Genomic DNA, 25,895 nt, shown 5'->3' with positions numbered 1-25,895 from the left:
CTATGAATATGGGTTTTTGAAAAAGAGAGAAAATGATAACCGTAAGTATGTGCTAATTCAGTGGCAAGATTACATGAATTAAGCTAATAAATAGTATAATAGGAGTAGAGACCACTACCCAAATCTAAGTGAAGAAATATTTAAAAATAAACAATGTTTTCAGATTCAATATCATAATAAGGTTATCTACCAAAAGCATCGTTTTGCATATTCCTTACGGGAAAATAGCGTTGCCTTTTTATTATGGAAAATAACTACCTAATATCTTCCTTGGTTACGTTCCTTTTTGCTTCTGGGGTTAATAACCGTTTTGCAAAATCTATAGTTGCCAAACCCAATGCTCGATATAACTTCGTTATGTAGGTGCGCCTGAAACTGTAAAAGCCATAATCTATTCCTAACTTTGGTTATATTCTTTAAATAGTTCTGTTCAATGATCTCATTATCTTCCAATACTTGTAAGATACTGCCGATTTTGGTTCAGTAATTATTTCTGTTTCTCGCTGATGATTTTTCTAAAATCGAATTTAAGAATCCTATGAAATGTACCTTTTTAAGGTCATTTAAGTTTGTTGTATTTGGATATGTTTTAGCCAACCAATTTAAAAATAACTCAATATTGTTTTTGTAATCCTTACAGGTGCGGTTTTCAACAATCTTTTCTTTAAGTTTTAAACCCATAAATAAGGCATCCATTATAGGTATTTCAATAGATTCGTCTATTGATTCCCTTTTCATGGGTTCAGCGGTGTCAACAGAATCCATCTTAGGTTTAGGTTCTAACTCACTATCCTTTTTAGACTGATTAAGTCTTTCAAATAGTTTTGTATGATCCTTAAATGTACTGTACCCTAATTTGAGAAGTTTAATTTATGATTTTCTGTATATAGTAAGAACCTCTTTTGGTCAAATCCTATGCACTTTCGTATTCAGAAGTCAGAATTTGATTAAACATAAGCATAAAAAAACGGTTTAGTGTGAACTAAACCGTTTGTATGGTGGGATTTACCATTTTGTAGCGAGATCGAGATTTGAACTCGAGACCTCCGGGTTATGAATCCGACGCTCTAACCAACTGAGCTACCTCGCCTTAATTGCGGCTGCAAATATAAAAACAAAATCAACGACAACAAACATAACAATATAAAAAAATAATTTTAGTTTAAAGTTTTGAATTGCACCATAATTGTATATATTGAGGCAATAATTTAATGCTCATATGGACGACAAAGAAAAATATGAAATGGAGTTTGTAATTCAAGCTTCTCCCTCTCTAATATATCAATATATTTCTACACCCTCTGGACTTTCTGAGTGGTTTGCAGATAATGTAAATTCAAGAGGAGAAATGTTTACATTTATTTGGGATGGTTCCGAAGAGCAGGCAAAATTATTAACAAAGAAGAGTGGTGAAAGGGTTAAGTTCAGATGGCTCGGTGATGATGAAGATGGTGCAAGTTATTATTTTGAAATACGCATACAAGTTGATGAAATAACTAAGGACGTATCATTAATGATTACTGATTTTGCAGAGGATGATGAAATAGAAGAAGGAAAAATGCTATGGGATAATCAAATCTCAAGTCTCAAACAAGTTTTAGGCTCAAGGTAACAAGTAACTAACTCAACTATTATATCTTTGTCTCGATTTATTTTAACCTAAATCGGGACATTTTTTTATGATCAATTTTAACGGTACAATCGTTTCAGAAGAGGATTTTAAACTTAATTCTGAGAATCGTGGATATAAATATGGTGATGCACTTTTTGAAACATTAAAAGTTGTAAATGGAGTAATCTTTTTTTGGGAGGATCATTATTTTAGGTTAATGGCGTCGATGCGTATATTGCGTATGGATATTCCAATGAATTTTACAATGGAATATCTCGAATCAGAAATACTTAAAACAATTGAAGCTCACAATTTAAGTAAAACTTCTGCGAGAGTGCGAGTAAATGTTGATAGAGGCGATGGTGGCAAATACTTACCAAATAAAAATAACGCCTTAGCATTTAACATTAAAGTAGAAAAGCATAACGACCCTTTTTATTCCCTCAATAAAGAGTCATCATATGTAGTAGACTTATATAAGGACTATTTTGTTGCGCCTGGATTATTATCTGGCCTTAAGTCAAATAATAAAGCCATTAATGTTCTTGGTAGTATTTATGCTCAAGAAAACGATTTTGATAATTGCCTTTTATTAAACACAAATAAGCAAGTTATTGAAGCTCTTAATGGTAACTTATTTTTAGTTAAAGGTGATAAAATAAAGACTCCACCGTTAGAAGATGGATGTTTAAAAGGGGTCATGCGAAAGCAAATACTAGAGATTATCTCTAAAGATGTTAACCTATTTATCGAAGAGGCTTCAATTAGTCCATTCGAACTTCAGAAAGCTGATGAATTGTTTATTACCAATGTTATAAAAGGAGTTGTTTCAATAGCTCAGTATCGTAAAAAGACATTTAAAAATGAATTTGCGCAATCTTTGGTGGGAAAATTAAATGCTAAACTACGTTTAATGTCTTAATTGTAGCTCGGATTTTCTGGGGCGTTGGACCAAATACTGTAATCACCACCCATTTCTAACATTTTCTCTCTCCAGAAAGAGTTGCATGATTTGGATATAATTTTATTATGATAAATGTTTTCTGAGACTACCCAAGCATTAGATTCTAACTCATTAGCCAGTTGTTGTTCGGCCCAGCCAGAATAGCCCAGGAAAAATCGAATATCATCTTTTGAGATTTTATCATCATTGATGAGATCTAATACTACATTGAAATCACCTCCCCAAAATATTCCATTTGATATTTCTATACTATTCGGTATTAATTCTGGCGATTTATGAATAAAGTAAAGATTATCTTGTTCTACAGGTCCGCCATTGTAGATTCTAAATTCAGACTCTGTACCATCAATAAGATCTCTGAGATTATAATCTAACGGTTTATTAAGAATAAAACCTACTGAGCCGAGCGCATTATGGTCCGCTAACAGTATAACCGCACGATTAAATGAGATATCTCCAATAATGGAAGGCTCTGCTATAAGTAAACTCCCTTTTTCTGGTTTAGCCATGAGATAATTGATCTTTACCTTTTCTAAGTTATCGTTTTTTCGGGAATTAAACAACTAAAGTTTTAAAAAAGAGAGACAAAAAAAGCCTGCTCACTAAGCAGGCTCTGTATTTTTTTTAAGAAAAAATGTCTTAGTTTACAGCGTTACTTAAATCAGAACCTGCTTTAAATTTTACTACATTTTTAGCTTTAATCTTGATGGTCTTACCAGTTTGTGGGTTTCTTCCATCTCTAGCAGCTCTTCTAGAAACTGACCAAGAACCAAAACCTACTAAAGAAACTCTATTTCCTTTTTGTAATGCTCCTTCGATGTCGATTAACATAGAGTCTAATGCTTTCTTAGCAGCTGCTTTAGTAATTCCAGCATTTTCTGCCATACCATTGATTAAATCTGTTTTGTTCATAAATTTTAAATTTAAATTGTTAAAAATTTGAATTTTAGAAATAATTCTCAAAAATCCGTAGACAAATTTATCAGTAATAATAAGCTACGCAAGTAATAGCAAGGGAAATAGGTAATTTTGTTAATAAATCACAGCATTTGTTAATAAAGGTATGTATTTTATCGGATATTTTGCTAGGTCAATGGTGGTAGGGGTTTACAGGAGTTTTGCAGTTTTGGAAAACTCAAATCCATTCAAAAGTGATTTAACATCCATTTTTCGCTTACCTGGAAGTTGTAATTCTTCAATTTTAATATATCCATAATTACAAGCTATTTTCATTTCGTAATTCTCAATTATAATACTTCCATTTTCGTAATTATGTAATGCTTCTGTTTTGTCGACGTTATACAGTTTAATAGGTTTTAAATCGTTGTTGTTTTCTAAATAACACCAAGCTGCTGGAAATGGGTTTAATCCTCTTATCTTATTATAAATCGTATTTACATCTTTATTCCAGTCAATTTTACAATTCTCTCGATTTAGTTTATATGCCGTCTTTAAATCTTCGTGATTGGATTGAATTTGAGTAGAAATTTTATCATTTTCTACTAATTCCACTGTTTTAATAACAAGGCTGCTTCCAAGCAGCATTAACTTATCATGAAGTATACCTACTGTGGTATCTTCTGTAATTTCAGTTTCTTCCTTAAGAATTACAGCTCCTGTGTCGATTTTTTCATCTATAAAAAATGTGGTAACACCAGTTTTAGTTTCTCCATTAATAATTGCCCAGTGAATTGGTGCTGCACCGCGATATTGAGGAAGTAAAGACGCGTGAAGATTAAAGGTGCCGTATTCTGGCATTTGCCAAACCACTTTTGGTAACATTCTAAATGCTACTATAATTTGAAGATTTGCATTTAGCGCCTTCAATTCTTCAATAAAAGAATCAGCTTTTAAATTTTTAGGTTGAAGAATATTTAAATTATGTTCTAACGCAAACTGTTTTACTGCAGAGGTCTTTATTTTTTGACCACGACCAGCTTTTCGATCTGGAGCTGTAATTACTCCAACTACTTTATAATTACTTTTAAGAAGTGCTTCTAATGTAGTAACCGCGAAATCGGGTGTACCCATAAAAACAATTCTCAAGTCGCGTTTTGTTGTCATATAAGCGAATAGGTGTTTTTATTTGTTATATATATAAGTTTCGACTCTAAAAGTTCTGAGAGTACCTTCAATAGCATTGTATTGGAACACTCTAAAGTTTGTAATAATTGTCGCGAAGATAAATCTTCTGATTGTAATGCTTGAAGTATTTCTTTTGATATCTCTCTATCTAATACTGTATTAATTCTTTTATTTTTAATGCAGTTTGAACATTTGCCACAATCCTTATTCGATTTTTCGCCAAAATAACTAAGTAAGAGTCTGTTTTTACAAGTTCCTTCGTTATTGATAAACTCAATAACAGCATTAACCTGATTATATTTTAATTGATGTTGTTGCCTAATTATTTTTGCAATTGGATTTATTGTAATATCATCCTCTCTTGGCTTTATAAATGTAATTTCAGAATCCGTATTGGCTATATGTAGACTTATAATACTATCTTTTTCTAATTGGCGTAGTTGATTGATTACAATTTTTTCTTCGAGATTAGATTTTTCAATTATTAAATCCAGATTCACCTTAGTTTCAAAATCAAAGATGCCACCATAAGTTCTAAGCAATACCTTTACAAGGATATTAAGTTTAAGGTTTTTCTCTAAATATTGAAATAAGGCAGTATTTGAAATCAAGAATTGAATTTTAGTTCTAAAATTAAAATGCTGCTCTAAAGAGATAATAGAGTTTCTATCTAATATGGCAAGTGCATTAAAAGTAAGTTTAGAACTTAAACTATAGTTAGAACAAAAGGTTTTAAATGCCAATTGGTGGGTAGAGTTTTCACCTTCGCCATAGGCTATCTGAAAATAATTACATAATTTCAAATATACTTTTTTAACAAAATCAACTGTTGGCAAAGCACCTAAAAATTGGTTTCGAAGGCGATCTTCATCGATATGCTGTTTTAATAGTATGGCAAATGCTTCTTCTCCATTACGTCCTGCTCTTCCTGCTTCTTGATAATAACTTTCTATACTCTCTGGTAAATTGAAATGAATAACTGTTTTTACATTGGCTTTATCAATTCCCATACCAAATGCGGTTGTAGCCACCATAACACGCTTTTGATTATTAAGCCATTGCTCTAATCGTATTTGTTTTTCCTTATTGGTTAAACCACCATGATAATAAGCAGAAGAGACGTTCTTTGATTCTAGATAATTATGAATCTCTTCAGAAGCCTTTCTGCTTCTTACATAAACAATTGATGATCCTGTAAAAGATTTTAGCGTCTGCGTTAATTGAAATAGCTTGTCATCCGTATGAATGACGCTATAAGAAATATTAGATCTCTCGAAAGATCCTTTAAAAATCTTGGGTGAAATAAAATCTAAATTTTTTATAATATCTTCAACGACATCTTGTTTTGCAGTTGCGGTTAAAGCAATGCAATTAATATGAGGGTGGATTTGCCTTAATGTGGAGATATGTTTGTAAGCAGGTCTAAAATCGTTACCCCATTGGCTAATACAATGCGCTTCATCTACTGCAATAAGATTAACTTTCATTTGCTGAATACGCTCCATAACAAGAGATTGCTGTAGCCGTTCAGGTGAAAGATAAAGGAATTTATAATTGCCATATATGCAATTATCCAATTGGGTGTCTAGATCACTATAAGAAATACCGGAATTAATAGCTATAGCTTTAATTCCCTTTTGTTTTAATGACTTTACTTGATCTTTCATTAAAGCAATTAAAGGAGTAACTACAACACAAATTCCATCCTTAATTAGTGCTGGAATTTGAAAACAGATCGACTTTCCACCACCAGTTGGTAATAAAGCAAAAGTATCTTCATTTTCTAAAACAGATGTGATTATGTCTTCTTGTAGTGGTTTAAATGACGTGTAATTCCAATAACGCTCTAAGACTTCAATAGGATGCATCATTTAATATGTAATTCTTCTAAAATAAAATCTGACCTATCTTCAATACTTCCAAAAGGAACATCAATAAGCTGATAACCAAATCGCATATAGGCTTGTAAAAGGTGTTCGTGTATTTCTATAGCTTGCTCAAAATTCTCATAACGCTCGCTATCACTGGTAAAGATTTCCTGCCATGGGGCTAGAACAAACACGTAGTCATATTTATACTTTGTACAGGCATCAACAAAATATTGAGGGTATGTATCTCCGATATAATCCATGTAAGCCAAAACATCAGGCAAACCTCTATCTATAAAAATAGCAGATCTAGATTCTAGTTGGGCGTTCCTAAATTGTGAAATGCGTCCTTCCAAAAGTTTTTTGCTAAATAATAATGGCTCCTTTAGAAATAACTGCTCGATTCCTTCTTTTCGTGCTTGCAAAGTAACTTGTCTAGATATTTCGTCATAACAAACAAAATCAAGGGATTTTAAATGTTCAATTATTGAGGTTTTTCCTGTTCCTGGACCTCCTGCGATGACGATTTTCTTAGGATTCAAATTGGCAAAGTTTTTGCTAAAGTATAAGTAATTAAAAGTGTAAAGTTAAACGTATCTTTACAACTGAAAAAATATATGATGGATAGTTCAAAAAAATCAGAAGAGTTTTACACCAAGCTTCGTGCTCAACTTCAAGATACGGCATTATGGCCAACAGAGTATTTGTATAAATTCATTGTGATATCAGAAGGGGACAAAATAGACCAAATAAAAGCCTTATTTAATCATTTAGGCGCAGTGATCAAAACTACACCATCAAAAAATGGGAAATACACTAGTGTATCGGTTAATGTTAGGATGAAAAATCCTGATGCTGTTATTGTTAAATACAAAGAAGTAGCCGCGAACGTTGAGGGTGTAATTTCTCTTTAAAATTTGGCGATACCTACATAAATTTTGTACTTTGCGTCAAAACCGAAAAACTTCAGGTTTAGAATAATTTACTACACATTTTACAATTTTGATTGACAACTTAGAATACAACACAGAACGCGAGCATTTAATTATACCAGAGTATGGACGTCATTTACAAAAAATGATTAACCATGCTAAGACTCGCGAGACCAAAGAAGAACGCAACAAGCTTGCAAAGGCCATTATTTCTGTAATGGGCAATCTACAACCTCATTTAAGAGATGTTCCAGATTTTCAGCATAAACTTTGGGATCAGCTTTTTATAATGTCTGATTTTGAACTGGATGCGGACTCTCCTTATGAAAAACCGTCTAAAGAAGAATTAGCGGCAAGACCAAAATCATTAGATTATCCTCAGAATCATCCAAAGTATCGCTTTTATGGCAATAACATCAAAACGATGATTGATGTGGCGTGCACTTGGGAGGATGGTGAAATGAAAGAGGCATTAGTTTATACAATTGCCAATCATATGAAAAAATGTTACCTCAATTGGAATAAAGACACCGTTGAGGATAGGGCAATTTTTGATCATTTATTTGAACTATCAAACGGAAAGATAAATTTAAAAAATGGCGACGAAGACCTCACAGATGCTTCGGATTTAATGCGTGCAAAGTCTAAGTACGGCAAAAAAGGCAATTCTAAAAAATCTAAAAAGAAATATTCCAACAATAGAAAACGTTACTAAAACGTATGGGAACATTTAAAATTGAAGGTGGGCACCAACTTAAAGGAAGTATCCAGCCACAAGGTGCAAAAAACGAAGCATTACAGATATTATGTGCCGTATTGTTGACTGCAGAAGAAATTAAAATTGATAATATACCAGATATTATTGATGTTAATAAGCTTATTGAGTTACTTAAAAAACTCGGTGTAAAGGTGAATAAACTGGGAAAGGGTTCTTATACCTTTAAAGCAGATGATATCAATTTAAAATATTTAGAATCAGCTGAATTTAAAGAGGATGGACGAGGCTTAAGAGGGTCTATCATGATTGTTGGCCCACTTTTAGGAAGATTTGGTAAGGGACATATACCTAAACCCGGTGGTGACAAAATAGGACGTCGTCGTTTAGATACGCATTTTGAAGGTTTTATTAATCTAGGTGCAAAATTTCGTTATAATAGAGATGACCTATTTTATGGAGTAGAAGCAGATGAACTTACGGGTACTTATATGCTTTTAGATGAAGCATCGGTTACGGGAACTGCTAATATTATAATGGCAGCGGTTCTAGCAAAAGGTGTAACCACGATTTATAATGCGGCATGTGAGCCTTATTTACAGCAATTGTGTAAAATGCTTAATAGAATGGGTGCTAAAATCTCAGGTGTTGGATCTAATTTGCTTACAATAGAAGGAGTTGAGGTACTTGGTGGGACAGAACATAAAATGCTTCCAGATATGATTGAAATTGGAAGTTGGATTGGTCTTGCGGCAATGACAAAAAGTGAACTCACGATTACTAATGTTAGCTGGGATGATTTAGGAGTTATTCCAAGTGTTTTTAGAAAAATAGGTATTAATATTGTGCGTCAAGGAGATGATATTTATATCCCAGCACATATTAATGGTTATGAAATCCAAAATTACATCGATGGATCAATTTTAACTATCGCAGATGCACCTTGGCCTGGATTTACCCCTGATTTACTCAGTATCGTTTTAACCGTACTCACGCAGGCTAGAGGTAGTGCTGTAGTGCATCAAAAGATGTTTGAGAGTCGACTGTTTTTTGTTGATAAGTTGATAGATATGGGTGCTAAAATTATATTATGTGATCCTCACAGAGCAACTGTTATTGGTCATGATTTTAAGTCACAGTTAAAAGCCACTACAATGACCTCACCAGATATTAGAGCAGGTGTGTCGTTATTAATTGCTGCATTATCGGCAAAAGGGACATCCATTATTCATAATATCGAGCAAATAGACCGAGGATATGAAAATATTGATGAGCGTTTAAGAGCTATTGGTGCTAAAATTGAACGTTTAGAAGGTAATTGATAATTTTTTAAAAGAAAGCTCTGATAAGTATTTCAGAGCTTTCTAAATTGTTTATTGAAATGGTTATTTCGCTTAAGACGTGCACGTCTTATAACTTAGTAACGCCAAGCATATTGATTTATTATATATTTTATTAAAAAAAAATAAAAAAAATATAAAATCTGTTAATTTAGTGCAGATTTATATGTGTCTAAGCAACGCTCTCGGGCAGCTTTATGATCTACGATAGGTTGCGGATATGTGAGTTGTTGATAATCTGGCACCCATTTTTTAATATATTTATGAGCTTTATCAAATTTTTGAATTTGTGAAGTAGGGTTAAATATTCTAAAGTAAGGTGCGGCGTCGACTCCTGATCCTGCAACCCATTGCCAATTACCAACATTACTTGCCATTTCGTAATCATGAAGTTTCTCTGCAAAATAGGCTTCGCCCCAACGCCAATCGATTAATAGGTGTTTACATAAAAAGCTACCAACAAGCATTCGTACACGATTATGCATAAAACCAGTCTCGTTTAGTTCTCGCATACCAGCATCAACTAAAGGATAGCCAGTTTTACCTTCACACCATAATTTAAACTCTTCTTCATTATTTCTCCATTCAATTCTATCGTATTTCGATTTAAAGGCTTGGTCTTTGGTATGTGGAAAATGCCATAGAATTTGCATAAAAAATTCGCGCCAAATTAATTCTTGCCAAAATATTTCGTTTTCCTCCGCAATAGCCTTTTTAACCATATCTCTTATGCTCACGGTTCCAAAGCGAAGATGAGGTCCTAAACGGGAGGTGCCATCTTTAGAGGGAAAATTGCGTGTTGCCTCATAATTTTGAATGAGTTCTGGAGAAACAGAATATGAAGCAATTTTTTGTTCAGACTCCTCAAAACCAATTGCGTTTAGACTTATGTTAGGAAGATTAACGTCTTTAATCAGATTGCTTAGTGAGCTAGAAGTTTTAAAAGTTTTTAAAGGTATACTTTTAAATTGTTCCTTCCACTTTTTCATATAGGGTGTATAGACCACATAGGGATTGCCATCATTTTTTACAACTTCGTTTTTTTCAAATATGACTTGATCCTTAAATGTTTTAAATGCAATGCCATTCTCCTCTAGTAAAGTTTGTATAGCATTATCCCTTTCTAAAGCATACGGCTCATAATCTCTATTGGTGTAGATACAACCAATCTTATAATCTTTAATTAATTTGTTAATAATTTCTATTGGTTTTCCGTGGTAAATGGCTAGACTACTATCATAATCATTTTGCAAGCGCACTCGCATGTTCTGAAGAGTATCATGAATAAAAGTAACACGAGCGTCAGTTTTAGGGAGTTTGTTTAGTATTTCTGAGTCAAAAATAAATACTGGTAAAACTGGATATTCACCCTTCAAGGCTTCAAAGAAACCTTTATTATCGTCGAGTCTTAAATCTCGCCTAAACCAAAATACATTTACAATTTTATTCATACTTGCCAAATAAGTCTTCTAACTTTTGAGTGCGGTAATTAAATATTTCTTCAAGTTTTGGTTTCACCAAGAATGGATGCACCATCTGTCCTAAAATACCCATAGGAACTTTATAATCTATAATATCTTCCATTTCAACACCCCCTTCAATTTCTTTTATAAAATGTTTATGATGCCATAGCGCATAAGGTCCAAAACGCTGTTCATCAACAAAATATGCTTTATCTTTAACATGTGTAATCTCTGTGACCCATTTTGTTTTTATTCCCAGTACTGGTGTAACCATATATTGTATTATTTGTCCTGAAAACATAGGACGATCTGCACCTGAAATTATATGGAATCCCATGTAATCAGGTGTTATGGTCTTTAAATTGTTTGGACTTGATAAAAATCTCCAAGCTTCATCAACCGTTATAGGAAGATTTTGCTTTTTATGTAAAGTGTATATTTTCATGCTTAGTTATTAAATAAAATATAACCGTTCAATGAGTTGGCAATACATAACCAAATCAGGTATGGTAATAATAAGTATTTGGCCATCTTTAATCGATCATGTCTGAAAGTAATAAAGAGATAAAAAATGGTCATTATCAATACTATTAAAACTACTAGACCTGCAGTTACCATTTCTTGATTAAAGAAAAACCAATTCCAACAGACATTTAGTCCCCAAGAAAATATAAAAACTAGCCAAAGGGTAAGGGTGTTTCTTTCTATAAAGAGCTCCGCTAAGTACCATGAATAACAGATCATGATAAGGGTCCATGCAAAACCGAACACCCATCCAGGTGGTGTCCAAGGTGCTTTATTTAAATTCGAATACCAGTCACCAGTTACAGCATCACCCATGAACAAATTACCAAGGGCAAGACCACCAAAATTGAGGATAAGAAAGATTATGATGTAATAAATCTTTTTCAATTTATTGGGTTTTGAGCTTGTCTATTTTATCTAGGATATTTTGAGCTTCGCTATATTTTTTATCACTTTCAGCTCGATTAGTCGTTGATAGTTTATGCCAATCTGCCATTAGCTTTTCATACGCTTTCTGAAGCTTTTCTATCTCTGAAGTCTTTTTAAATAATCCGAACATATTTACTGAATGTATTTGGTAATTCTTGAATTTGTTGGTTTAGTGATCGAAAAAAAATAATCTAAGAATTCACCGTCCTTATCAACTAAATATTTCTGAAAATTCCATTTTACAGTAGAATTTTGCTTTCCATTAAGTGCCTTAGTTGTAAGCCATTTGTATAATGGGTGTTGATTGCTTCCTTTAACATCAATTTTTTCTGTTATTAAAAAAGAAACACCGTAGTTAAGTTCACAGAATTCTTCGATGTCTTTGGCATTACCTGGTTCTTGCCTGCCGAATTGATTGCAAGGAATGCCTATGACCACGAGTTTATCATTATATTTCTCGAATAATTGTTGTAGTTCTCTATATTGAGGTGTAAAGCCACATTTTGAGGCTACATTCACAAATAATATGTATTTGCCTTTGTAATCGTTTAACATTACTGCATCGCCTTTGAGGCTATTAATTTCAATGTCATAAATGGACTCCTTCGCAGTATTCACAATGTGTTTGTCTGTTGTACTAAGCGTACCGACAAAAGCTTTAATTGGGTTCATGGTATTAAATTTTGAAGCTTACAATGCCACAATCCATTTCAAATACTTGTCCGGACAATGATCCTGCTTTTTCAGAAAGTAAGAATCCAGCCATATCAGCAACTTCTTGTGGTTGTAAATATTTTTTCAATGGATGTCGAGCGTTCATGTTGTCAATCATCCTTTCATTTCTTAATAATTTTGAGGCTAAATCTGTGTCTGTTACTGTAGGCGCAATTGCATTTACTCTTATGGTTGGTGCAAGTTCTGCACCTAGAGATTTTGTTAATCCTTCTACAGCAGATTTAGATGCTGCAACGCTAGCATGAAATGGCATACCTAGTTTAGTAGCTACCGTACTAAAGAGAACTATAGACGGTTTATGACCATTTTTTAATGCTGGTAAGTATGTTTGAATGGCTTTGACTGCTCCAATGACATTAATGTCAAAATCTCGCTTAAAGTCATCCAAACTTAATCTATTAATTGGTTTTAAATTGATGCTACCTGGGCAATAGACCAGACCATTAGCCATATCAATATCTGGTAATTCATCAATTGTAACGTCACAACTAAAATGCTTAAGCTTTACGTCTGCTGTCTCGGGAGCGGTACGACTTATATTTATAATTTCATCGTAAGAAGAAAGCAAAGACTTAACAATTGCGTTGCCAATACCTTTGCTTCCACCAATAACTATTAATCTATTCATTTTATGCTGCTGTAAGAGGACGGCCTTTAAGGCGTTTTTCAATTTTTTGTTTAATAACTGTAAGACGCTTCATTAGGTCCATTAACTTAGTATCTTTCTTCTGCTTATAGATCTCATTGATACCAAGAATAATTTCTTTTGCTTCTCTAGCAGCTAAAATTCTGTCGCTTGTAGTTTTAAACGAATGCTTTCTATTCTCAAATTCGTTTGCTCTTTGTAATATATCCATAGCTTAATTATTTATATAGTTTTGTAATTCTACAATACGTTCTGGGCTATTAAAAATCCCACCATAATATGTTGTGACCGTTGCAGACGTGTCGTCTTTTACACCACGAGACGAAACACAAAGGTGTTTTGCATCTATAATTACGGCAACGTCTTCAGTTGCTAAGACTGTTTTTAATTCATTAGCAATCTGTTGGGTTAGTCGCTCCTGCACTTGAGGACGCTTGGCATAATATTGCACAATACGATTTAACTTTGATAAACCAATTACCTTTCCTGAGGATTTATAAGCAACGTGCGCCTTGCCAATAATTGGTACAAAATGATGCTCACAGTTGGAATAAAAGGTAATATCTTTTTCAACCAGCATTTGATTGTATTGATACTTGTTATCAAATAATGCCACTTTAGGTTTGTTCTCAGGATCTAGACCTGAGAAAATTTCTTCTACGTACATTTTTGCCACACGATCTGGTGTACCTTTTAAGGAGTCGTCTGTTAGGTCTAATCCTAACACATCCATTATCTCGGAAAATAGTATGGAAATTCGTTGTTTTTTTTCTTCACTAGACATATCAAAAGCATTTGCCTTCATTGGTGTGTCTAATCCTGAAAATAAGTGGTCATCACCTATTTCTTCTATTGAAAATGCATTTAGTGTTTTTCCATTTTTTGTGGACGTCGTTGTGTTCATAGTTATCTTTTTAATGTGCTGTTTTTAAATACTCCTAGTTTAAATCAAAGCACCTGTTATCGTTTTGAAATAGAGTTATTTGTTATTGTTCTTTGACGCGAGCATTTAAATCTACCCTTGTCAAATGTCCTTTTTTTTCTCGATAATCGAGATGTATTTATATTTAATTGACCATCATAATCAAGGTCATTAATATTCGTCCAATTTTTTAGGGGCCCCCTGAGTTTCCTGTGTTTAGTTGCTCTACCTTGCACGCGTTCTCTCCACATTCTAAAACTACTAGGTTTCATTTCTTTTCGCATGAGCTCTATTACGTCTTGCTCTTTCAATCCAAACTGAAATGTTATTGCTTCAAAGGGTGTTCTATCTTCCCAAGCCATTTCTATTATTCTATCAATGTCTCTCGTATCTCGTTTCATAATGTTTGAGGCATCGAAACCTGCATATCGTATTTTACCTTTAGATCAAGTAATTTGTCAAAAAACTTCTTATTTTCTCTAAACGTCTTACTGTTTCTGAAGTGTATAAATCTCCCTTGTGCATGAAGGCTTGAACCATTTATTTTGTAAATAACTAATTGGTAGTATGGAATAATCCAAGTGAAGTTTTTCAATCCTTGATTAATCATAACCAATACTCCTTTAGGTCTCAATTCTATGTTTGCATAATTAAGATCTGATACTTTGTTCATCATACTCTGCATATTAGGACTAACTTCGTCAATAATCATACGCTTAGAACCCACTCCTTTCATTTTCAACTTTTGTACCAAACTGAAAGGACCGCCAATAAGATCGGCAATAATTTGCCTATGCTCTGGATTATGATGTGTTGTGTTAATTATCTTTATAAAGTAAAGATACAAAATGTTTAACCTTTTGCATTGAAAGTTAAACAAAAATTAACACAGTATTAAGAATGTAGAAAACAATGTGCTTCATTCGTTGCGCAACATGCGATTACGATCTTTTATGGTATGTCGTTTTAATATTCTAAAACTTTCACGCACCACTTCAGGATCCTTCTTCATATTCCATAGAATTTCGCTTGCCCGTTTTCGATTTTCTTTTATATCTACAATGGGATTTGGATAGTTTTCTCCTAATTTAAAGTTGTAAAAAGCTTGCTCCATCTCTGTCATTAGGTGGGGCTCATGAATAAAGGCGGTGTCTAATTCTGCTAATTCTGGAACCCATTTCTTGATGAAAACTGCATCAGGATCATGCTTTAAACTGTTAACTGTGGGATTGTATATTCTTAAATTATTTATCCCAGTTTCACCTGCTTGCATTTGTAATTGTGGGAAATGAATACCGGGTTCAAAATCAAGAAATTGTTGTGATAGGTGCGTGGTAGCTGCTTGCCATGGTTGCCACAAAATATGTGTGATAAATGATGCTAGCATGGCTCGCATTCTAAAGTTAACATATCCAGTTTCAATTAAGCATCGCATGCTTGCATCCACCAGAGGAAATCCTGTTTGGCCCTCTTTCCAGGCCTTTTGATATTCATCTGAGATACTTTTTTTAAGCTTGTGAAAGCCTTTATTAACACTTGAATTTTCCATGGTGTGTTCCATTTCGAACTTCTGTATGAAATGGGCTTGCCACCTTAAACGCGAAATAAAAGCTCCAATATGTTGTTTCTCTTTAGTTTTATGTTTTAGTTCTTGTCCTTTTTGAAAAACTTGTCTAATAGAAATGTTTCCCCATGCAATGTATGGAGAGAGTCTGCTACAACTGGTGCGAGAAGCCTCAGGTTTTGAAATGTTGAACATGTAATCGGTATGGCGACTTTCAAAAAATGAATTGGCATATTTCCATGCCATTGTACTACCCCCTTTTTGAAAATTTGTGTTCGATGGTGTACTTAAATTAGTTACATTAAACACCCTTTCTAAAGATGTAATTTCATCGAAATTAAGAAGTTGACCTTTTTTAGGTTCGAATTCTTCTATAGGCTGATACATGTAATCTTCCCAATTTTCAAACCAATTGTCTCTATTGGTTAAACCACGTTCCACACCATTATTTTTACTTTCATTCCAATCGATAAAATTATTTCTGCAATACCGTGTAAATTCTTTATCTCTGTTGTATGTAATTAACAATCCGGTTTCTACATGAGAATAAATATTGTCAACTTTATAGAATTCTTGTATTAGGTTAAAAGCACTTTGGATATCAATAGTGATGCTCATCACCTTTGATTCATAAGCTTTTAGAATGGAGTTAATATCAACTAAAGACTCCTTAATAAAATTAAAATGTCGCTCACTGTAATGATCGTCATTAAGAAGTATGTGCTCAAAAACATAAAGGATTAATGTGCGTTTACCTGATTTTAAGGCATTAGCTATTGCCTCATTATCGTATAACCTTAAATCACGTTTTAACCAAACAACATTAATATGTTCTCTTTCTATCATATTACAGTGAATCTAAAAATTGTTGCGCATTTTTAAAATGCTTTTCTTTTGTTTCTCGCTTCATTTTATCAAAAGTGCGTATAAGCATTCCAAGTCTTGGATTGCTTAAAAAGAATTCTCTATGCTTATCCATAAACGTCCAGAATAAACCGTCCCAAGTGGCTTGCCAATCTCCTTTTGAATAATTACTCATTTTCATGATATAATTGCTACTGCTTATGTAAGGTTTAGTAGACATGAGCCCACCATCTGCATAGAGGCTCATGCCATATACATTAGGTACCATTACCCAGTCATAGGCGTCAATAAACAGTTCCATAAACCATTGATAAACATCATCTGGATCAAACTCACAGAGCACCATAAAGTTACCTAGAACCATTAAGCGTTCGATATGATGCGCATAGGCAGTTTTATTTACTTTTTTAATAACGTCGTCAATAGGTTTAATTCCTGTACTACCGTCGTAAAATGAATTTGGGATTTTGCGATTGAATTTCCAGAAATTTTTTGTGCGTTCTTCAGTACCTTTTGTTTCATAAATACCCCTAATAAATTCTCTCCATCCTAAAATCTGTCTAACAAATCCTTCGGTTGAATTAAGGGGAACTTTGTGACTACATGCAAAAGAAATCGCTCGATTAACCACAACAATAGGATCTAACAATCCGACGTTGATTAATGGTGAAAGTAAACTATGGTTTAAGAAATGTTCTTCTTTAACTATAGCATCTTCATAGGCTCCAAACTCATTAAACCGTTGTTCCAAGAATTGTTCAAACCATTGTTCAGCACTGTCATAATCAATAGGATAATTGATAAAATCATTTAATTCGCCATAATGCTTTTCAAAATACTTGGCAACATAATTATTGGCCTCTTTATGGTGTCTTGATAATTCAGGAAACTGAATCGATGGTGCCGATTTATCTTTTGGATATTTTTTACGGTTTTCGGCATCATAAGTTAGTTTTCCGCCTTGCGGTTCATCATTAACCATTAAAATGTTTCTATCTCGACGCTGCTGTTTATAAAATGAGGTTTGAAAAAACTTCGTCTTTGTTGGCTTAAAGAATGAACTTAATTCGTCTTTAGTGTTTATGAATAGCTGGCTTTCATACCATTCAATATCAATGTTGTTGGCAACTGAATTAATGTGTTTTTCTAGCCAATTATCGGTTGGATCAATGATGTGTAATTTATCAAATCCTTGAGATATTAACTTTGGTATAAGTTGCCGTACGTCCGATAATTCTGAAATCGCCTCTATGTATTGTACCCGTTTGTTTTTCGACAATAAGTAATCTTCATAGGCTTTCATTGTGGCACGATGAAACGCTATTTTTTGTTTATGAAATTTGTAATGTGTAAAGAATAAGAATTCTTCAACTAAATAGATATCAATATCTACATTAAGAATCGGTGAACTCTTAAATAGTTGGTTTGGGAATATGAGGGCTACTTCTTGATTCATTTACTTATCAGATATTGTTGATTTCTCTTAAAGAATTATTTTCATACATATTGTGAATGATTATAATCGACAATCCAAATAAAACTGCAGATACGATTAAAACTGTACTAACTAAACCGCTGACGCTGAAGGATAAACGAATTAGAATTGTAGAAACAACGAATCCAGAATTTCTGATAATTTTATGAAACTTATCCGTGTAAAAAAAGGATATTAAAAGTAATACAACATCTACTAAAATGAGTACTGTAAAGAACTCGTCAAAGAATAAGTTATTAATGGTTTCAAAACTTGGTAATAGTTCTTCTGCAAATGAAATACTCGTCAACCAATCCGAAAATGTAACTATTGCCATTAAGAAAAATGTTGGTACCAAAAGGACAGCTATTATCCTTTTTCTGTTAATGAATCTTTCAATTTTTGAATGATTTCTTCTTTTCTGATCAGATTTTCTTACACCTTGTTTTTGAAATTGATAAATCAAATAAAACAAAATAACAGCTGCTAAAATATCGTAGGTAAACTGAAGGTCACCTTTAATCTCAAACCAGCTTGAATTGAGCTCTAAATTCGATAAATCCTTAAATAACTTACGTATAATTATTAAGGTTATAATTTCATATTGTTTGGTGATATAAGTTGTAAAGGATTTTGGTAAATAATAAATTAAGAGATAGACCTCATAAACAAGGATAAATGAAAATGGTGTATAAACTGCAGAGATGGGATTTTGAAAAAATTCAGATTTAAACTCGAAACCTTGGATGTTATATCTAGATAGTAATATTAGTAACAAGTGCACAAAAAAACCAAGCAAAGCAACATATAAAATCAACTTTTCAGTTCGTTTTTTAGTATTCTCTGACAGAAAAATAGGATATATTTTGTTTAATATTTCCAACATTATCTTTTTTATATTATATACACTTAAATTCTTGTTTTAGATGAGTTCTGCCGCTTAAAATAAACTAGGCTGAAGCCATAATTTTCTGAATTTACCTTTAGTGTCGTAGCGCTCTGCTTGTAATTGAACATTAAATTTTCTATCTCTCGGGTCATTACCTACACCTGAGACATACATCCAATTACCATAATTGCTATGTACATCATAATCGACGAGTAACGATTCAAAATAGGCTGCACCTATGCGCCAATCTAGTTCTAAATCCTTAGCGAAATAGGAAGCCACATTTTGTCGACCTCGGTTACTCATCCATCCTGTAGATTTTAATTCTATCATATTGGCATTAACAAAATCCGAAGTCGTTTCTCCATGAATCCATTTTTGGATTTGATTACTATCTGTGGACCAGTGATAATTCTTTTTAAGGACACCTTCTAGCTTAAAAATCTGATTGCCGTGTTTCATTGAAACATACTTAAAATAGTCACGCCAAATCAATTCAAAAATGAGCCAATACGTTGATTGGTTTTTAAAGTACTCGGATTCAAATGCTTTTACTTTCCAATAAATATGTCTTGGTGATAGGCTTCCATTTGCCAACCAAGGTGAAAATTTAGAGCTGTAATCAACGCCAACTAACCCATTTCTTGTTTTCTTATAAACTCCTATGTTTTTAGTATTAAAGAAATAATCGTTTAGTCTGCTCATACCTTGGGATTCACCTCCTTGAAATGGAAATGCAGAATGTGGATGACTCTTAAATTCCTTGAATCCTAATTGGGTTAGGGTAGGAGTATTTGTTTTATGGTCTTTACGAATATTATCCTTTTGATAATCAATAGATGCTACTGGTCTTATAGCTACATATTTTTCTAATTTTTTTCTAAAAACCGTAAAAACTTCTGGCGTCTTAGAAATGTCAAAATTTATATCCTCAGGGTGAAACAGTAATTGGTTGTAGAATGATTTCCATGTAATATCTGGTAGTTCTTTTTTGAGTTTTTTTTCAGAATAATATTCTTCTGTTGTCCATTCCTTTTGAAAGAAAACGGAATCAATACTTAACTCCTTGCAGACTTTAGGTATAACTATTTCTGGTAACTCATTATATATTAAAAGATCAATATTTAATTTGTCGAGTTGTATTTTTAAGTCATTAATGGTTTCGATAAGAAACTTAGCTCTGAATTTTTCTGTTTTTCTAAAACCAAATTTATTGAACTTATAGTGTCTTGGATCGAAACAATATATGCCAATCACAGCATGATTGTCTATACATGCTTCTGCAAGAACAGTATTATCTATAGTTCTTAGATCATTTCTGAACCAAACGAGGTTATTTATTTTTGTTTTCTGCATTTGTCACTACAGTATTTGACATCATTCCAATACTTTTCCCATTTCTTACGCCAGCTAAAAGGACGCTCACAAACAGGACATATTTTTTCAGGTAAATGGTACTTTTTTACTCCTTTCATTTTGTTTCGACTAGGGCGTTTATCATACCTTTAAAGACGAATGCATGAAAAGGTAGGACCATGTACCAATATAATCTTCCCCAAACACCCTTTGGTCTAAATACCGCACGTTGGTAAAGTTTATCCTTAACAATTTTAAATTCTAGCCACGCCTCACCTGGTAATTTCATTTCAGCAAAGAGCAGTAGTCGTTTTTCGTTTTTATCAGCAAAAAGGACACGCCAAAAGTCTAATGGATCACCAGGTTCTAAGTACGTATCATGGGTTCGGCCTCGGCGTAAACCAACACCTCCAAACAATTTGTCTACGTAACCTCGGATTTTCCATAACCCATTAAAACTGTACCAGCCTGTTCGTCCTCCAATGCTCCAAATCTTGTTTAGGGTAATATCTTCATTATTTACCTTTCTTGAGCGAACATCTTTAAAACAGCCAAACTGAGGTAATTCAATATATTTAGAGAGTTGATCTTTAAATACACCACTGCTCACTGCATCTTTCCAACTTGAAATTACAGAGTTTTGTTGTATTTTCTGAAAAGCAAGATTAACGGCTGTTTTATAGGTCATAGGCTCTATCTGAATATGCTTATTGATATTACTTGGTTTGCCAATGACTTCAACCTTCATACTGTCGACTAGAGCTTGTGCTAATTGAAATGATGTAGAGGTAACAAAATACAGCCAATATGATGAGAGCTTTGGCGTTAAAACGGGTAGGGTTATAATATACCTTTTTAAGATTCGGACCTCAGCAAAATGTAAAAGCATCTCCTTGTATGTTAAAATCTCAGGACCATAGATATCATAAGAATGATTGTATAGTGCTTGTTTACCAATGGCATTTGATAAATAAGTTAACACGTCCCTAATTCCAATAGGTTGTGATTTTGTATTTAACCATTTTGGTGTGATCATTATAGGCAATTTTTCAACGATATCTCTAATAATCTCAAAAGAGGCACTGCCGCTACCAACAATAATACCAGCTCTAAATGTTGTTAGGCCATATTGATCTGAATGTAATGTTTGCTCTACTTGTAGTCTAGATTTTAGGTGTTTAGAAAGTGAATCATCATTAACAATACCACTTAAATAAATAACTTGTTTAATAGTCGTTTTTTCAATTAAATCTTTGAAATTTTGAGCGCACTTACGTTCTAAGTTTTCAAAATCATAGAAATTGGTTGCCATGGAATGAATCAGGTAATAAGCAACATCAATGTCTTTTGGAATTACCGCTTCTTTAGGACTTAAGAAATCAATTTTAATAAAGGAACATTTTGGGTGTTCTTCAATCTCGTCAGGTATGCGGTTTAAGTCACGAACACAACAAATTAATTCATGCCCATCTTCAACAAGTTGAAGTGCAAGTCGTTTGGCAATGTAGCCCGTTGTGCCTGTGATTAATATGCGCATTAGTCATTAGTAACTGAAAATTCTGCTTTTGGACGTTGGTATTCTAATCGGTGTTTTAAACTTGGAACTGCATAACCGTCCAATCCATTTATGGTCGCAACTTTCCCTTTTGAGAGGTTAATAAATCCATCTTTTTCTAACAGCTCATCAGGAACATATAATTTTTCTATTCTACCAATTAACAAAACTGTATTATTGGCTTTAATTGAGTACTCTTCTACATAACTCATGGCTAACTGTACTGGACAGCCCTTAACAAAAGGTGCAATGAAATCGTCTTTGTACTCTTCTTCTAAAGCAGTTACATCAAATTCGGAAATAGAGGCATCATATTTGGCCGAAGTATGATGTGCCTCTTTTACTATCCCCTCGTGAATATGGTTAAGGGTATACTTTCCTGTAGCTTTAATGTTATCGTATGTATTTCTTATAACGGTTGTTGGTCTTAAGAAAAAGCCCAAGAGGCCAGGGTTTGAACCTAAATGTGTAACAGAACTAAATACTGCAACATTGGATGTACCAAACTCATCTTTAGAGCCTATTAGATTAGCAGACTTGTACCCACTACAACTGTTTATAAGATTGATGCGGTACAAGTGGTGCATTTGATTAATATCATTAAGACTAAAAACCGCCATATCAAAAGTTTATAAAGTTATTAACCTTAATATTCTCAGCCTTCAAATCGAACATAAGGTTATAAAGTCCAAAGAATGTTCTATTGATGTAGATAAAGTGCTTAGATCCTCTGTTGCCATTCATGTTTCGTAATTCTGTACTCTTAGAATATTTCTGCCCCATTTCTGCAACTTGTTCAAAGAATTCTGAATTAGAAAAATCAAACGTTTCACTTTGAAATGGTTGGGTGAATAAGCTCAGTAACTCATAAAACATATCTGTGAAAAAACGCATCTCTTCTTGAGAATCATCGGTACGTAATATTTCTAATTCGTACAGTTTTTCATTGAATAGTTTAGCATTATCAATACATTTTTTATCGGCAAGTTCAAAATAAGGCTGATAAAAGGATTCTGGTATCGCTTTCATACAACCAAAATCTAACGCAATTAAATCACCATCTTTAGAAATTAAAAAATTACCAGGATGTGGATCGGCATGTACCTTTTTTAATACATGAACCTGATACATATAAAAATCCCATAAGGCTTGGCCAAGGGTATTTGATAATTCTTGATTATCATTGTGTGCCACAAATTCAGAAAGGTGTTCACCTGTCATGTAATCCATAGTAATGATACGTTCGGAAGAGAACTCTGTGTAGTAATCAGGAAACTTCAGGTTTGGTATATGCCTGCATGCCTCGGCAATTTCTTCACTCTGTTTTATTTCGAGTAAATAATTAGTTTCTTCAATCAATTTATCTTCGACTTCTTTAAAGTATTTATCCGAGTCTTTACCTTTTATATTAAACATTTTAATTGCAATAGGCTTAACTAAAGCAAGATCTGAAGAGATACTTTCCGCAACCCCAGGGTATTGGATTTTCACAGCAAATTTTTTCCCATCCTTTTCTGCAAGGTGTACTTGACCAATGCTTGCAGCGTTTACTGAAGTTGCGTTGAAAGTATCAAATAGTTCATTTGGGTTTTTACCAAAATATTTTTTAAAGGTCTTAACCACTAATGGGGGCGATAGTGGCGGCACTGAGAATTGTGACAGTGAAAACTTTTCTACATAAGCTTTAGGAAGTATACTTTTTTCCATACTCAACATTTGAGCTACTTTTAATGCACTACCTTTTAGTTTTTTTAAGCTATCGTAAATATCTTCAGCATTGTTCTTGTCTAAACGTTCTTTTGCCTCTTCTTTTGTATTAACTATTTTATCTCCATAGTATTTCAAATAATTCACGCCAACCTTTGCCCCTGTGGATACTAATTTTGAGGCTCTAGATATTTTTGTTATTGGTATGGTATCAATAGTTTTCATTTAATTCATATGCATTTTTTCTTTGTACAAAAATTTCCCTAAATCAACTAAACTCTTAAGTGGAGTCGTATCAATTAAATCGAAACTTGCACGAACAGATTTTTCTATAAAAACATCTGTTTTTTCAAATGAAGGCGAGGTGTCATCCATCCAAAATTTCATGGTGACTAAGAGCTGAAGCCATGCGGATTCTTTTAAACTTCTGTTCTGAAGCTTTTGCAGTTGCTCTTGCCTAAGATCAATCATTTGGATGTTTAAGTGCTCTATATAATTTGCGAAACGACTTTTAAGATGCGCTAAGGTTCTGAGTGTCTTCAATGAATTTTTATGACCGTCTAACGCATAAATTACATAACTGCGATTCGCAGTTAAAATCTCAAAAAAGGTGTAATAAAAGCTTAGTAATTTATTTCTTGAGTCAAAACTTAAATAGTCTTCGCTCTTTTCTAAAATGTCATGAGCGTTATCAAAGAATATTTTAAAAATATCTTTTTCAAGAGCATCAAAAGATGTGAAGAACTCATAGAATTTTTGTTCTTCCATATTGTTATTCTTTGCAAATGCAAATACTGTTTTGGGTTGCTCATCGTAGGTAAGGACATATTCCATGTAGGCACTGATGATGTCCATTTGCGATACTGTTTTTTTCTTAGCCATTATACTCGTTTAATAATGGTAAAGGTACAAAATGTTTAACTATATTTATAAATACTTAAACAAAATTTAACAAGTCGCTTATTTTACAGCTTAACAGTCCTCATTGCAACAGTTATCATCCTTAACTAATTTACAGCTGAGAACAGCCAATACTGCTCCGATAATTGGTGCAATTAGATATAGCCATAAATCATTTAAATGCCCTGAAATAATTGCAGGCGCTAAGGATCGTGCTGGATTCATCGACGCTTTTGTCATTGGTCCTGCGAACATAGCTTCAAGAAGAATCACAGATCCTACTGCGATAGCCGCCATAGTTCCTATTTCTTTACTTCCTGTAGAGACATTAATAATGACGACCATTAAAAAGAAGGTGAGTAATAATTCTAGAATAAAAGCCTTGTAGGGTTCGAATCCATGCGCAGGATAAGTATGACCGAAACTATTACTTTCAGGAAATAAGACCCAAAGAATTCCAATAGCTATGGAAGCACCAATAATTTGAAATAAAATATACTTTGGAACATCCGACCAATTAAAGGTTTTCGCAACCGCAAACGCTATGGTAACAGCAGGATTAAAATGTGCCCCTGAAATTTCACCAAAAGCATAAATCATAGCCATAACGATTAATCCCCATGTTATAGCAACTCCCACGTGAGTTATTGAACCTCCTGTAATTTCATTAATTGTCATTGCACCACAACCACAAAAAACCATACTAAAGGTTCCAATTAGCTCTGCAATTTCTCTTTTCATTTCTATTTTATTTTTGAGAAGACATATTTTAACTCTGTTGCAATTTGTAGGCTTCGTTCCAAATATTTTTCGGCTTGTTCGTCTGAACCATCATAGACCTTTGGATCTTCAAATGTTAATGGAATTCGTTTTTCAGATCCAGGAACTAAAGGACAGGCTTCATTTGCAGAATTACAGGTCATTATTGCTGCAAAATTCGTAGCTGGATTAAACGAATCATCAAAAGTTTTGGAAAATCCAATTACTGGTGGTAAAACATTTGAATTTTTTATAGCGTAGACTGGATTTGACTCGTATGACAGTTGTGTAATTTGAAATCCAGACCCTTTAAGTGCTTCTTTAACAGAAGAGAAAAGTGCTGTAGCCTCTGTTCCACCAGAATAAGAATATACATTATCTATCTTATAATAGTACGCCATAGTTTGTGCCCAGACTTGAGATAAATGACTACGTCTTGAATTATGTGTACAAATAAAGTTAAGGTTGATTATTGCGTTAATGTCCTTCTTAGTTTGCACAAAATCTATGACTTTTCGTAAAATTTTCTTGCGATCTTCAGAAATGGTCGAAATTTCTAGTTTTTCGATTTCAGAAACAATAGTAGGTAAT

General features: G+C 33.3%; 32 protein-coding genes and 1 tRNA gene. 5 read left to right on the top strand and 28 right to left on the bottom strand.

Going from position 1 to position 25,895, the window contains the following annotated elements; genetic code table 11:
• Nucleotides 1–480: 480 nt before the first annotated feature.
• Nucleotides 481–765, bottom strand: coding sequence for a hypothetical protein (locus HRU49_RS09715; RefSeq protein WP_296356605.1), 285 nt, complete (start codon nt 763–765; stop codon nt 481–483).
• A 251-nt stretch (nt 766–1,016) separates the two neighbouring features.
• A tRNA-Met gene (locus HRU49_RS09710) sits at nt 1,017–1,090 on the bottom strand.
• A 129-nt stretch (nt 1,091–1,219) separates the two neighbouring features.
• On the opposite strand from HRU49_RS09710, the gene HRU49_RS09705 reads away from it, so the two are divergent.
• Complete coding sequence (locus HRU49_RS09705) at nt 1,220–1,612, top strand: START-like domain-containing protein (protein ID WP_296356603.1); 393 nt, start codon at nt 1,220–1,222, stop codon at nt 1,610–1,612.
• Nucleotides 1,613–1,679: 67 nt separating this feature from the next.
• The gene (locus HRU49_RS09700) at nt 1,680–2,534 is read left to right on the top strand and encodes an aminotransferase class IV (RefSeq protein WP_296356601.1); all 855 of its coding nucleotides are present in this window, start codon (nt 1,680–1,682) and stop codon (nt 2,532–2,534) included.
• Here HRU49_RS09700 and HRU49_RS09695 read toward each other — a convergent pair.
• The 5 genes from HRU49_RS09695 to HRU49_RS09675 form a co-directional block, all read right to left on the bottom strand.
• Entirely contained in the window at nt 2,531–3,085 is a 555-nt protein-coding gene (locus HRU49_RS09695; RefSeq protein ID WP_296356599.1) for a YqgE/AlgH family protein, read from the bottom strand. The genes HRU49_RS09700 and HRU49_RS09695 overlap by 4 nt on opposite strands.
• 130 nt (nt 3,086–3,215) lie before the next feature.
• Nucleotides 3,216–3,488: an HU family DNA-binding protein gene (locus tag HRU49_RS09690; protein ID WP_076620986.1), complete on the bottom strand. Its 273-nt coding sequence runs from the start codon at nt 3,486–3,488 to the stop codon at nt 3,216–3,218.
• Nucleotides 3,489–3,683: 195 nt separating this feature from the next.
• The gene (gene fmt, locus HRU49_RS09685; protein ID WP_296356595.1) at nt 3,684–4,640 is read right to left on the bottom strand and encodes a methionyl-tRNA formyltransferase; all 957 of its coding nucleotides are present in this window, start codon (nt 4,638–4,640) and stop codon (nt 3,684–3,686) included.
• Nucleotides 4,637–6,532: an ATP-dependent DNA helicase RecQ gene (locus HRU49_RS09680; RefSeq protein WP_296356592.1), complete on the bottom strand. Its 1,896-nt coding sequence runs from the start codon at nt 6,530–6,532 to the stop codon at nt 4,637–4,639. Before HRU49_RS09680 ends, fmt begins: the two co-directional genes overlap by 4 nt.
• The gene (locus tag HRU49_RS09675; protein ID WP_296356590.1) at nt 6,529–7,071 is read right to left on the bottom strand and encodes an ATP-binding protein; all 543 of its coding nucleotides are present in this window, start codon (nt 7,069–7,071) and stop codon (nt 6,529–6,531) included. Before HRU49_RS09675 ends, HRU49_RS09680 begins: the two co-directional genes overlap by 4 nt.
• 78 nt (nt 7,072–7,149) lie before the next feature.
• On the opposite strand from HRU49_RS09675, the gene HRU49_RS09670 reads away from it, so the two are divergent.
• From HRU49_RS09670 to murA, 3 genes are all read left to right on the top strand, one after another.
• Nucleotides 7,150–7,443 (top strand): DUF493 family protein, encoded by a 294-nt coding sequence (locus HRU49_RS09670; protein WP_296356588.1) that lies wholly within the window; start codon nt 7,150–7,152, stop codon nt 7,441–7,443.
• Nucleotides 7,444–7,531: 88 nt separating this feature from the next.
• On the top strand, nt 7,532–8,176 hold the full coding sequence (locus HRU49_RS09665; protein WP_296356586.1) for a DUF4290 domain-containing protein: 645 nt from the start codon (nt 7,532–7,534) through the stop codon (nt 8,174–8,176).
• Nucleotides 8,177–8,181: 5 nt separating this feature from the next.
• Nucleotides 8,182–9,498, top strand: a complete 1,317-nt coding sequence (gene murA / locus HRU49_RS09660; protein WP_296356583.1) for a UDP-N-acetylglucosamine 1-carboxyvinyltransferase — start codon at nt 8,182–8,184, stop codon at nt 9,496–9,498.
• A 164-nt stretch (nt 9,499–9,662) separates the two neighbouring features.
• Here the strand turns inward: murA and HRU49_RS09655 are convergent, their stop codons facing one another.
• The 21 genes from HRU49_RS09655 to HRU49_RS09555 all read right to left on the bottom strand — a co-directional run bounded on the left by HRU49_RS09655 (nt 9,663) and on the right by HRU49_RS09555 (nt 25,885).
• On the bottom strand, nt 9,663–10,967 hold the full coding sequence (locus tag HRU49_RS09655; protein WP_296356581.1) for a deoxyribodipyrimidine photo-lyase: 1,305 nt from the start codon (nt 10,965–10,967) through the stop codon (nt 9,663–9,665).
• Complete coding sequence (locus tag HRU49_RS09650; RefSeq protein ID WP_296356579.1) at nt 10,960–11,424, bottom strand: SRPBCC family protein; 465 nt, start codon at nt 11,422–11,424, stop codon at nt 10,960–10,962. Before HRU49_RS09650 ends, HRU49_RS09655 begins: the two co-directional genes overlap by 8 nt.
• Nucleotides 11,425–11,426: 2 nt before the next feature.
• Nucleotides 11,427–11,891 (bottom strand): TspO/MBR family protein, encoded by a 465-nt coding sequence (locus HRU49_RS09645; protein WP_296356577.1) that lies wholly within the window; start codon nt 11,889–11,891, stop codon nt 11,427–11,429.
• Between the two features lies 1 nt (nt 11,892).
• A complete protein-coding gene (locus tag HRU49_RS09640) occupies nt 11,893–12,063 on the bottom strand; it encodes a Lacal_2735 family protein (protein ID WP_296356575.1) in 171 nt (56 codons plus the stop codon).
• A 2-nt stretch (nt 12,064–12,065) separates the two neighbouring features.
• Nucleotides 12,066–12,605: a glutathione peroxidase gene (locus HRU49_RS09635; protein ID WP_296356573.1), complete on the bottom strand. Its 540-nt coding sequence runs from the start codon at nt 12,603–12,605 to the stop codon at nt 12,066–12,068.
• A gap of 4 nt (nt 12,606–12,609) precedes the next feature.
• Nucleotides 12,610–13,296 carry an SDR family oxidoreductase gene (locus HRU49_RS09630; RefSeq protein WP_296356570.1) on the bottom strand — a complete coding sequence of 229 codons (687 nt, stop codon included), beginning with the start codon at nt 13,294–13,296 and terminating at the stop codon, nt 12,610–12,612.
• A 1-nt stretch (nt 13,297) separates the two neighbouring features.
• Complete coding sequence (locus HRU49_RS09625; RefSeq protein WP_296356569.1) at nt 13,298–13,525, bottom strand: hypothetical protein; 228 nt, start codon at nt 13,523–13,525, stop codon at nt 13,298–13,300.
• A 3-nt stretch (nt 13,526–13,528) separates the two neighbouring features.
• Complete coding sequence (gene folE / locus HRU49_RS09620; protein WP_296356567.1) at nt 13,529–14,218, bottom strand: GTP cyclohydrolase I FolE; 690 nt, start codon at nt 14,216–14,218, stop codon at nt 13,529–13,531.
• 56 nt (nt 14,219–14,274) lie between these two features.
• The gene (locus tag HRU49_RS09615) at nt 14,275–14,637 is read right to left on the bottom strand and encodes a TIGR03643 family protein (protein ID WP_296356565.1); all 363 of its coding nucleotides are present in this window, start codon (nt 14,635–14,637) and stop codon (nt 14,275–14,277) included.
• The gene (locus HRU49_RS09610; RefSeq protein WP_296356563.1) at nt 14,634–15,083 is read right to left on the bottom strand and encodes a hypothetical protein; all 450 of its coding nucleotides are present in this window, start codon (nt 15,081–15,083) and stop codon (nt 14,634–14,636) included. Before HRU49_RS09610 ends, HRU49_RS09615 begins: the two co-directional genes overlap by 4 nt.
• A gap of 72 nt (nt 15,084–15,155) precedes the next feature.
• On the bottom strand, nt 15,156–16,646 hold the full coding sequence (locus HRU49_RS09605; RefSeq protein ID WP_296356560.1) for an FAD-binding domain-containing protein: 1,491 nt from the start codon (nt 16,644–16,646) through the stop codon (nt 15,156–15,158).
• Nucleotide 16,647: 1 nt separating this feature from the next.
• Complete coding sequence (locus HRU49_RS09600) at nt 16,648–18,120, bottom strand: cryptochrome/photolyase family protein (protein WP_296356558.1); 1,473 nt, start codon at nt 18,118–18,120, stop codon at nt 16,648–16,650.
• Nucleotides 18,121–18,127: 7 nt separating this feature from the next.
• Complete coding sequence (locus tag HRU49_RS09595; RefSeq protein ID WP_296356555.1) at nt 18,128–19,024, bottom strand: hypothetical protein; 897 nt, start codon at nt 19,022–19,024, stop codon at nt 18,128–18,130.
• Nucleotides 19,025–19,078: 54 nt separating this feature from the next.
• Entirely contained in the window at nt 19,079–20,383 is a 1,305-nt protein-coding gene (locus HRU49_RS09590) for a DASH family cryptochrome (RefSeq protein WP_296356554.1), read from the bottom strand.
• Nucleotides 20,365–20,502: a DUF2256 domain-containing protein gene (locus HRU49_RS09585; protein WP_296356552.1), complete on the bottom strand. Its 138-nt coding sequence runs from the start codon at nt 20,500–20,502 to the stop codon at nt 20,365–20,367. The genes HRU49_RS09590 and HRU49_RS09585 overlap by 19 nt, the downstream gene beginning before the upstream one ends.
• Nucleotides 20,499–21,920, bottom strand: coding sequence for an SDR family oxidoreductase (locus HRU49_RS09580; RefSeq protein WP_296356550.1), 1,422 nt, complete (start codon nt 21,918–21,920; stop codon nt 20,499–20,501). The genes HRU49_RS09585 and HRU49_RS09580 overlap by 4 nt, the downstream gene beginning before the upstream one ends.
• Nucleotides 21,920–22,558, bottom strand: coding sequence for a flavin reductase (locus HRU49_RS09575; RefSeq protein WP_296356549.1), 639 nt, complete (start codon nt 22,556–22,558; stop codon nt 21,920–21,922). Before HRU49_RS09575 ends, HRU49_RS09580 begins: the two co-directional genes overlap by 1 nt.
• A 1-nt stretch (nt 22,559) precedes the next feature.
• On the bottom strand, nt 22,560–23,870 hold the full coding sequence (locus tag HRU49_RS09570) for an AarF/UbiB family protein (RefSeq protein ID WP_296356546.1): 1,311 nt from the start codon (nt 23,868–23,870) through the stop codon (nt 22,560–22,562).
• Nucleotides 23,871–24,527: a TetR family transcriptional regulator C-terminal domain-containing protein gene (locus HRU49_RS09565; protein ID WP_296356544.1), complete on the bottom strand. Its 657-nt coding sequence runs from the start codon at nt 24,525–24,527 to the stop codon at nt 23,871–23,873.
• A 90-nt stretch (nt 24,528–24,617) separates the two neighbouring features.
• Complete coding sequence (locus HRU49_RS09560) at nt 24,618–25,286, bottom strand: aquaporin (protein ID WP_296356542.1); 669 nt, start codon at nt 25,284–25,286, stop codon at nt 24,618–24,620.
• A gap of 2 nt (nt 25,287–25,288) precedes the next feature.
• Nucleotides 25,289–25,885 (bottom strand): protein-tyrosine-phosphatase, encoded by a 597-nt coding sequence (locus HRU49_RS09555; RefSeq protein WP_296356606.1) that lies wholly within the window; start codon nt 25,883–25,885, stop codon nt 25,289–25,291.
• Nucleotides 25,886–25,895: the final 10 nt, after the last annotated feature.

It is taken from the genome of Winogradskyella sp., from assembly GCF_013213975.1.
Classification (GTDB): Bacteria; Bacteroidota; Bacteroidia; order Flavobacteriales; family Flavobacteriaceae; genus Winogradskyella.
Note: the sequence above shows the minus strand (reverse complement) of the source record. Positions and strands in the feature narration are given on the sequence as shown.

Coding starts and splice junctions, on each gene's coding strand:
- HRU49_RS09715 (WP_296356605.1), bottom strand. CDS start 765: ATGGATTCTGTTGACACCGCTGAACCCATGAAAAGGGAATCAATAGAC.
- HRU49_RS09705 (WP_296356603.1), top strand. CDS start 1,220: ATGGACGACAAAGAAAAATATGAAATGGAGTTTGTAATTCAAGCTTCT.
- HRU49_RS09700 (WP_296356601.1), top strand. CDS start 1,680: ATGATCAATTTTAACGGTACAATCGTTTCAGAAGAGGATTTTAAACTT.
- HRU49_RS09695 (WP_296356599.1), bottom strand. CDS start 3,085: ATGGCTAAACCAGAAAAAGGGAGTTTACTTATAGCAGAGCCTTCCATT.
- HRU49_RS09690 (WP_076620986.1), bottom strand. CDS start 3,488: ATGAACAAAACAGATTTAATCAATGGTATGGCAGAAAATGCTGGAATT.
- fmt (WP_296356595.1), bottom strand. CDS start 4,640: ATGACAACAAAACGCGACTTGAGAATTGTTTTTATGGGTACACCCGAT.
- HRU49_RS09680 (WP_296356592.1), bottom strand. CDS start 6,532: ATGATGCATCCTATTGAAGTCTTAGAGCGTTATTGGAATTACACGTCA.
- HRU49_RS09670 (WP_296356588.1), top strand. CDS start 7,150: ATGGATAGTTCAAAAAAATCAGAAGAGTTTTACACCAAGCTTCGTGCT.
- murA (WP_296356583.1), top strand. CDS start 8,182: ATGGGAACATTTAAAATTGAAGGTGGGCACCAACTTAAAGGAAGTATC.
- HRU49_RS09655 (WP_296356581.1), bottom strand. CDS start 10,967: ATGAATAAAATTGTAAATGTATTTTGGTTTAGGCGAGATTTAAGACTC.
- HRU49_RS09650 (WP_296356579.1), bottom strand. CDS start 11,424: ATGAAAATATACACTTTACATAAAAAGCAAAATCTTCCTATAACGGTT.
- HRU49_RS09640 (WP_296356575.1), bottom strand. CDS start 12,063: ATGTTCGGATTATTTAAAAAGACTTCAGAGATAGAAAAGCTTCAGAAA.
- HRU49_RS09635 (WP_296356573.1), bottom strand. CDS start 12,605: ATGAACCCAATTAAAGCTTTTGTCGGTACGCTTAGTACAACAGACAAA.
- HRU49_RS09630 (WP_296356570.1), bottom strand. CDS start 13,296: ATGAATAGATTAATAGTTATTGGTGGAAGCAAAGGTATTGGCAACGCA.
- HRU49_RS09625 (WP_296356569.1), bottom strand. CDS start 13,525: ATGGATATATTACAAAGAGCAAACGAATTTGAGAATAGAAAGCATTCG.
- folE (WP_296356567.1), bottom strand. CDS start 14,218: ATGAACACAACGACGTCCACAAAAAATGGAAAAACACTAAATGCATTT.
- HRU49_RS09615 (WP_296356565.1), bottom strand. CDS start 14,637: ATGAAACGAGATACGAGAGACATTGATAGAATAATAGAAATGGCTTGG.
- HRU49_RS09605 (WP_296356560.1), bottom strand. CDS start 16,646: ATGATAGAAAGAGAACATATTAATGTTGTTTGGTTAAAACGTGATTTA.
- HRU49_RS09600 (WP_296356558.1), bottom strand. CDS start 18,120: ATGAATCAAGAAGTAGCCCTCATATTCCCAAACCAACTATTTAAGAGT.
- HRU49_RS09595 (WP_296356555.1), bottom strand. CDS start 19,024: ATGTTGGAAATATTAAACAAAATATATCCTATTTTTCTGTCAGAGAAT.
- HRU49_RS09590 (WP_296356554.1), bottom strand. CDS start 20,383: ATGCAGAAAACAAAAATAAATAACCTCGTTTGGTTCAGAAATGATCTA.
- HRU49_RS09585 (WP_296356552.1), bottom strand. CDS start 20,502: ATGAAAGGAGTAAAAAAGTACCATTTACCTGAAAAAATATGTCCTGTT.
- HRU49_RS09580 (WP_296356550.1), bottom strand. CDS start 21,920: ATGCGCATATTAATCACAGGCACAACGGGCTACATTGCCAAACGACTT.
- HRU49_RS09575 (WP_296356549.1), bottom strand. CDS start 22,558: ATGGCGGTTTTTAGTCTTAATGATATTAATCAAATGCACCACTTGTAC.
- HRU49_RS09570 (WP_296356546.1), bottom strand. CDS start 23,870: ATGAAAACTATTGATACCATACCAATAACAAAAATATCTAGAGCCTCA.
- HRU49_RS09565 (WP_296356544.1), bottom strand. CDS start 24,527: ATGGCTAAGAAAAAAACAGTATCGCAAATGGACATCATCAGTGCCTAC.
- HRU49_RS09560 (WP_296356542.1), bottom strand. CDS start 25,286: ATGAAAAGAGAAATTGCAGAGCTAATTGGAACCTTTAGTATGGTTTTT.